At 34.1% G+C, this 6,999-nt stretch carries 6 protein-coding genes; all 6 read left to right on the top strand.

Features of this window, described 5'->3' with window-relative positions:
• A partial coding sequence (locus tag HW347_RS20430; RefSeq protein WP_214613577.1) for a hypothetical protein occupies nucleotides 1–235 on the top strand: 235 nt, incomplete at its 5' end.
• Between the two features lie 130 nt (nucleotides 236–365).
• The gene (locus HW347_RS20425) at nucleotides 366–701 is read left to right on the top strand and encodes a PadR family transcriptional regulator (protein ID WP_214613576.1); all 336 of its coding nucleotides are present in this window, start codon (nucleotides 366–368) and stop codon (nucleotides 699–701) included.
• Nucleotides 698–1,300, top strand: coding sequence for an HAAS signaling domain-containing protein (locus HW347_RS20420; RefSeq protein WP_214613575.1), 603 nt, complete (start codon nucleotides 698–700; stop codon nucleotides 1,298–1,300). The genes HW347_RS20425 and HW347_RS20420 overlap by 4 nt, the downstream gene beginning before the upstream one ends.
• Before the next feature lie 5 nt (nucleotides 1,301–1,305).
• Complete coding sequence (locus HW347_RS20415) at nucleotides 1,306–2,622, top strand: serine hydrolase domain-containing protein (protein ID WP_214613574.1); 1,317 nt, start codon at nucleotides 1,306–1,308, stop codon at nucleotides 2,620–2,622.
• Between the two features lie 594 nt (nucleotides 2,623–3,216).
• The gene (locus HW347_RS20410) at nucleotides 3,217–3,963 is read left to right on the top strand and encodes a DUF6794 domain-containing protein (RefSeq protein WP_214613573.1); all 747 of its coding nucleotides are present in this window, start codon (nucleotides 3,217–3,219) and stop codon (nucleotides 3,961–3,963) included.
• Between the two features lie 1,343 nt (nucleotides 3,964–5,306).
• Complete coding sequence (locus HW347_RS20405) at nucleotides 5,307–6,674, top strand: DMP19 family protein (RefSeq protein WP_214613572.1); 1,368 nt, start codon at nucleotides 5,307–5,309, stop codon at nucleotides 6,672–6,674.
• Nucleotides 6,675–6,999 lie beyond the last annotated feature (325 nt).

Below are 6,999 nucleotides of genomic sequence, written 5' to 3'. Positions count from 1 at the left end.
TATTTTGTTTTTGCCAACTTTACTACCTACTTTAGATAACTACACACAACTGGGCATATATTCCAGAAGTCACAGCAATCTTCCACTCGGCAGGCTGCGCCTTCCGGAAGATATACCCGGACCGTTGTGTATAATGCTGAAAATCGTGCAAACCATTAACATTTGTACTAAAAAAGCCACCACTAAAACAGCACATTTATTTTTTCCAATGCTACAGCCAACGCTGAAAAAATAAAAGAGCTATTTCTGCCATTGCCCTGATTCACACATATTTTTAAGTAACATTCCTCATTCCAAAAAACATAGTATAAAATATTTTTTAATAATACATTGTTATACTATGTATTTTGTTATACATTTGGCATATGAATGAAATCTTTGTCACCAAATGGAAATCGCAAGTAAAGAAAGGAACATTAACGTTCGTGGTCTTGAACGTGCTTCGAGAAAATGAATTCTACGGCTACGAATTCATAGAAGAAGTCAAGAAGAAAACCGCAATTGATATTGCGGAAGGAACTTTTTACCCACTAATGAACCGATTAAAAAAAGAAGAACTAGTATCATCTAAATGGGTAGAACAAGAATCGGGAATACCAAGAAAATATTACGTATTGACCGATACTGGAAAAAAAACCCTAAAACAGATGCAAATCTACTGGGAGGAATTATCAACATCAATCAAAAAAATATCAAAATGAAAATAAAAGAAATTGAATTTAAAGAAACCGCTTCAAAACGTGTCTATGACAGTTATATGAAACGGATAAAGAAAGCGGTTAAACCATTACCATCGACAGACCAAAACGAAATAATATTGGAATTTAACAGCCATATTTATGAAGGTTTGCAACGAAACACAAATAACCTAGAGATTGACCATTTATTGGACATTTTAGATAAATTAGGTATTCCTGAAGAAGTTTTAAAACCTTTGGTTGCCGACAAAAAACTAGAACAAGCGACTAAAACCTTTAATCCATTGCATATTATAAAAGCATTGGCGTTAAACATAACAAATGGAATCTCATACCTTATTTTCTTTGTCTTATACTTGTTATTATTCGGGTTTGTCTATCTGATTTATGCCAAAATAGTTAATCCAAAAGAGGTTGGACTATTCCTTAATGATAACTCGTTTATGGTTTTGGGCAAAATTAAAGAAGGAAACTTGAACAATTCAGCAATAACAGAGGTTTTGGGTAATTGGTTTATCCCAAGTATGATTCTATCAATAGTAGCTTCCTATTTCATCATCACTTTTCTTTTAAAACTAAAACGTAAAATCAATAAAAAATAGAAAGTATGAAAAATTCATTAACATTATTAATCTTGTTGCTTTTAGCAACTGTAAGTTCGGCTCAATCATTCCAAAGTAAAAAACTTGATAGTTTATTTACGCTTTTGGAACAGAACGACAAATTTATGGGTAGTATTTCCGTCTCTGCAAACCAAAAAACCATTTATGAAAAGTCAATCGGATTTTCGGATTTAGAAAATGGTATTAAAACTTCCAATACTACTAAATACCGAATTGGCTCGATTTCAAAAATATTTACATCCACATTAATATTTAAGGCAATAGAAGACGGAAAATTAGAACTCGATAAAACTATCGAAACGTTTTTTCCAAAACTTGAAAATGCCAAAACAATAACGATTGCCAATTTACTCAATCATAGTAGCGGAATTCACGATTTCACAAACGATGAAAACTATCTTGAGTGGAATACGCTACCGCAGAACAAAGAAAAAATGATTAAACGGATTGTAAATGGAGAAACAGAATTTAGTCCCAACGAAAAGAATGAATACAGCAATTCAAATTACTTATTGCTGACCTTTATCCTAGAGCAAATAAAGAAAAAGTCATTTTCAGAAATATTAAAAAGTCAAATTATCAGACCATTAAAACTTGAAAACACCTATTATGGAAAAGAAACTAACATAGCAGAAAATGAAAGTTTTTCATACAAATATGTTGGCAAGTGGCAGAAGGAGACCGAAACAGATATGTCAATTCCGCAAGGTGCAGGAGCAATAGTTTCTAATCCATCTGACTTGAACCGATTTTTGGAACAACTTTTTTTGGGAAGAATAATATCTGAAAAAAGCTTAAAGCAAATGAAAACGATTACTAATGGATATGGAATGGGCTTATTTCAATTTCCGTATAATGAAAAGGTAAGTTTTGGTCATACTGGCGGAATTGACGGATTTACGTCTGTTTCTAGTTATTTTCCAGAAGAGAAATTAAGCATAAGTTTAACATCGAACGGTACAAATTATAATAACAATAATATTCTATTGGCAGTTTTGGCAACTTACTTCAATGACGAATTTAAATTACCAAATTTTGACCGACTTGAATTATCATCGGAAGATTTGGACAAGTTTTTGGGTAAATATTCTAGCGACCAAATTCCACCGAAAATTGACATTACAAAAGACGGTAACACTTTATTTGCACAAGCAACTGGGCAAGGAGCATTTCCGCTAGAACCAACGGAGGAAAACGTATTTACCTTTGACCAAGCTGGAGTTAAAATTGTGTTTAATCCATCCGACAAAACTATGGTACTTTTTCAAGGAGGTGGCGAATTCCAATTCAAAACGGAATAAGCAAACTGGAATTAGCCGACGCTCAAAGCCATACACATTTGCAATTCGCTACAGCCAATGCTACGTCAAAAATTACAAAAGAGTATGTCTTCTGCCAACGCTATCAAGTTTGCGGAAAGCACTATGCACCACAATGTATAAAAAAAATAGGGCGGATAGTGCTAGACCAATGGCTTAGGGGCGTTTGCTAGGTCGCCATATTTTTAATATGTATTTTTGACAACAGAAAAGTTAAAAAGAAAATTAAAAATATGGCTTGGTGCTTTACGGAAATTTTGGTGCTTACCGACTGCCCTACTTTTCTTATACCAACCGTTGAGGGAAATGACCTAAAGGCCGTGTTACTCCGCTGCAAAAAAACACGTACTGCATGAATAGCCGTTTTTTCACGACTCCCGTACCACTCATTTCCCTCAACGGTCCGGGCATGCCGCGACTTTAATTAAGGCTGTTTTGCTTTTGCCAACTTTACTACTTACTTTAGATAACTACACACAACTGGGCATATATTCCAGAAGTCGCAGCAATCTTCCACTCGGTAGGCTGCGCCTTCCGGAAGATATACCCGGACCGTTGCCAGTAATTTAAGAAACATTGAAAAAGCTAATCATTTTTATTACAATATTCTCATTTCTAGGTTGCGCTAGACATGAAGAAGTTCCCAAAGAACTTAGCTACTCTTTTGAGTATTTAAATCAAGTTTGGAGTCCTGAAGATATTGAAGTCTTTAAGAATATAAAGGAGAATGATACAACACCAAATGATTTGCATTTTGGGATAGGATTACATTTGAGAAACAACTTATTACGTCACCACTCTAAATCTGATTCTATTGTGGCCTATTTCAATTCAATAGGAATAACGCATTATGATTATATGTCAGGTTTAATTTTATATTCTTATCATCAAAATTTGAATAATGAAAATTTTTACATCCAAGATAAAGTCAATGAAATACTGGAAAATGAAAAACCTTATTTAGAGTGCGCCAAAGAACAAAAAATCATAGGAATAGAAAAATATCACATGTTTAAAATAAATGACTCTATTACCGTAAAAATGCCTTTATCAGAATCTCATAGCGTAGTTGACTATGGTTGTCCAAACTTGGAATGGGAACCATTAGCGATAAAACACTTATCAATAGATGGAATTATTACAGACAAACATTTTCTAGGAGATTCAACTGACTTATTTTTTAATGTAAGAGTGCTAACCAAAAACTATCCGAGAGCAAAAATTTTATATAATGAGGTTAATATCGGAGATGAATTTGAGGTTCGTTTGTATGACTCGGCATGGAAAATAAAAACTACTGGCAACAATACCTATAGCAAATAGGGCATAAAGTGCTAAATTTAAAGGCTTGGGTTTATTTACTAAGTCCGCCAAATCTTTTGGATTTGGCTTTTAAAATGAAAAAGATAAAAAAAAACAAAAAGCTTTGGCTACGAGCGCAGACGAAAACGAAAAGCTTCCTTGCCTGCCCTACTTGCCATAGCTTAAACGTTGAGGGAAATGACCTAAAGGCCGTGTTACTCCGCTGCAAAAAAACACGTACTGCATGAATAGCCGTTTTTTCACGACTCCCATAACACTCATTTCCCTCAACGGTCCGGGCATGCCGCGACTTTTATAAAGGCTATTTTGTTTTTGCCAACTTTACTACCTACTTTAGATAACTACACACAACTAGGCATATATTCCAGAAGTCACAGCAATCTTCCACTCGGGAGGCTGCGCCTACCGGAAGATATACCCGGACCGTTGGCAACAAGCTGAAAAACCAATATGCTGAAAGGAAAACGAAAACTGATTTTACTAATTCTCATTGCAATTCTGACTTTTGTTATCGGAATGCTATACGAATTGGATTATCGGATTTTGACTCGCAGAACGGTAAAATATTTGGCGGATTACAAACTCGGCTTTTATGGGGGAAAGGACTTTCGACTTTTTGAAACGGACATTGCTTTTATTCTGACTTTAATACCAATCGGATTTTATTTCACATCTCGAAAGGTAAGTTCTCTGAAAAAAATAATCGAACTGAATCTAATCTATCTGATTTTAATTCCGACTTTTTACTGTCTTTATTGCTTTCTCGAAAGTCAGTTTATAAAAATAACAATAACAAACCCAATAATGAATGACGGAATTTTAAAATATCATCAAAATAATGTGAATTATAGAATGATTTTATTTTTAACAATAATCTCGACTTTTATTAGCGGAATAATCATTAAGAAAATAGCGAACGGAAAAAAGCCAGTTGCCAACACCGTGTAAAAAACATTGCTTATTTTAGTTAAACCGTTTGGTCGTTGCTTTGTTTGCTAGCTTCTGATTTTCCTTCGGAAAATCCTCGCACTCAAACACGCAACATTCCTTACACATAAACGTTGAGGGAAATGACCTAAAGGCCGTGTTACTCCGCTGCAAAAAAACACGTACTGCATGAATAGCCGTTTTTTCACGACTCCCATAACACTCATTTCCCTCAACGGTCCGGGTATGCCGCGACTTTAATTAAGGCTGTTTTGCTTTTGCCAACTTTACTACCTACTTTAGATAACTACACACAACTGGGCATATATTCCAGAAGTCACAGCAATCTTCCACTCGGTAGGCTGCGCCTTCCGGAAGATATACCCGGACCGTTAGCTGTAATGCGAAAACCGAGATTGAACAAACTACTTATAATAATATTGACAATGAATATATTTAACCTTTTCGGACAAAATAAACCGAAAAATGACCCTTATTGGGAATTCAATGAATCTGAACATTTTAAACCAAATTTAGAAAAAGGTGACTTTTTCAAATTAACAGGTTTTGATTTTGGCTGGTTTGTTCTTGAACCAATTTCAGAATATATCCAAGATGAAAAAGGAGAACTCAAAAAAGGCAAAAATCTATCTTATGGTCAAAAAGCATTATACTATTGGTGGTATGTTGATGGTCAAGTAAATAATGGTGGATTTACCCAGTATTATTATAATGATTATGGAAAATATACACCAACAATCATTAAGGCTTTAAAACATATCGGAGACGATAAAATGGCTGAACTGGTGAACCGTTCTTATGAATTATATTTAAAAGAAAATAGGAAAATTAAAGATGCACGGCTTGGAGGTTGGGAAGAATTCAGTAACCTATACAAAGAAATCAAAGATTTTGACGATTTAGATGATGAATACTATAATCTCAATAATCAAACGATGAAAAATATTGAGAATTACATTCGTAAGAATCCTAACGAAATATGTTTAGATGAAGAAGGTAATGAATTTGACCTAAACTTTTCAGGAGAACTTAAAACATACCATTCGAACAAAAAAATTAAAGAGCTAATTCCTCTCGAAAAAGGTGTGGTTTCAGGGACATTTAAAAGTCATTTTGAAAATGGAACATTAGGTGAAGAAATTTATTATTCTAAAGGCGAGCAAACTGGAGAAAGAATTGAATATTATGAAAATAGCAATAAAAAATATACCATAACTAAAGACTTATCAAAAAATCAATTTAAGCATTTATGGTATTATGAAAATGGTAATTCTAAAAAATTAGAGCATAAACAATTAGACAAAGACGAAAGAATTGGAGAATATAAAGAATGGCACGAAAACGGACAACTTTCCGAAACCGGTAATTATATATCAGCATATGAACGTGACGGAGAATGGCTAGAATACCACAAAGACGGAACTAAAAAACTTGAAGCTGAATTTAAAAATGGTGATTTTCTAATACACAATTGTTGGAATGAAAAAGGAGAACAAACTCTTAAAGATGGCACAGGGCTTTATGTGTATGACTATAGCGGTTGGGAAGGGCATTTAGACCATAATGAGCAAGAATATAAAAACTATAAGAGAGACGGAAAACAATATACATATACCAATGGCAAACTTTCTCTTTATCAAGAAATGATTAATGGAAAGGAACACGGTGTAACAAAATCTTATGACGAGAATGGAAAACTGGAATCCGAAACTCTTTATGAAAATGGAATAGAGAAATCGAAAAAAGAGCACAAAAACGAATAAAGCACTACAGCTAACAGTGTATAAAAAACATAGGGCGTTTGTGCTAAACCGAAAGGTCTGTGAATATTAATTAAGTCCGCTAAATATAAAATTTGGCGTTTATAGTAAAAAATATAAAAGCAAAATATTTATATTTAGCTAAGTAATAAACCGAAACGATAGTGCTTATCAACTGCCCTACGATTTCTTATACTTAACGTTGAGGGAAATGACCTAAAGGCCGTGTTACTACGCTGCAAAAAAACACGTACTGCATAAATAGCTGTTTTTTCACGACTCCCGTAACACTCATTTCCCTCAACGGTCCGGGTATGCCGCGACTTTT

It is taken from the genome of Zobellia barbeyronii (assembly GCF_018603515.1).
Lineage (GTDB): Bacteria > Bacteroidota > Bacteroidia > Flavobacteriales > Flavobacteriaceae > Zobellia > Zobellia barbeyronii.
The sequence above is the reverse complement of the archived record's forward strand: the minus strand, read 5'-3'. Positions and strand labels throughout refer to the sequence as shown.

Coding starts and splice junctions, on each gene's coding strand:
- HW347_RS20425 (WP_214613576.1), top strand. CDS start 366: ATGAATGAAATCTTTGTCACCAAATGGAAATCGCAAGTAAAGAAAGGA.
- HW347_RS20415 (WP_214613574.1), top strand. CDS start 1,306: ATGAAAAATTCATTAACATTATTAATCTTGTTGCTTTTAGCAACTGTA.
- HW347_RS20420 (WP_214613575.1), top strand. CDS start 698: ATGAAAATAAAAGAAATTGAATTTAAAGAAACCGCTTCAAAACGTGTC.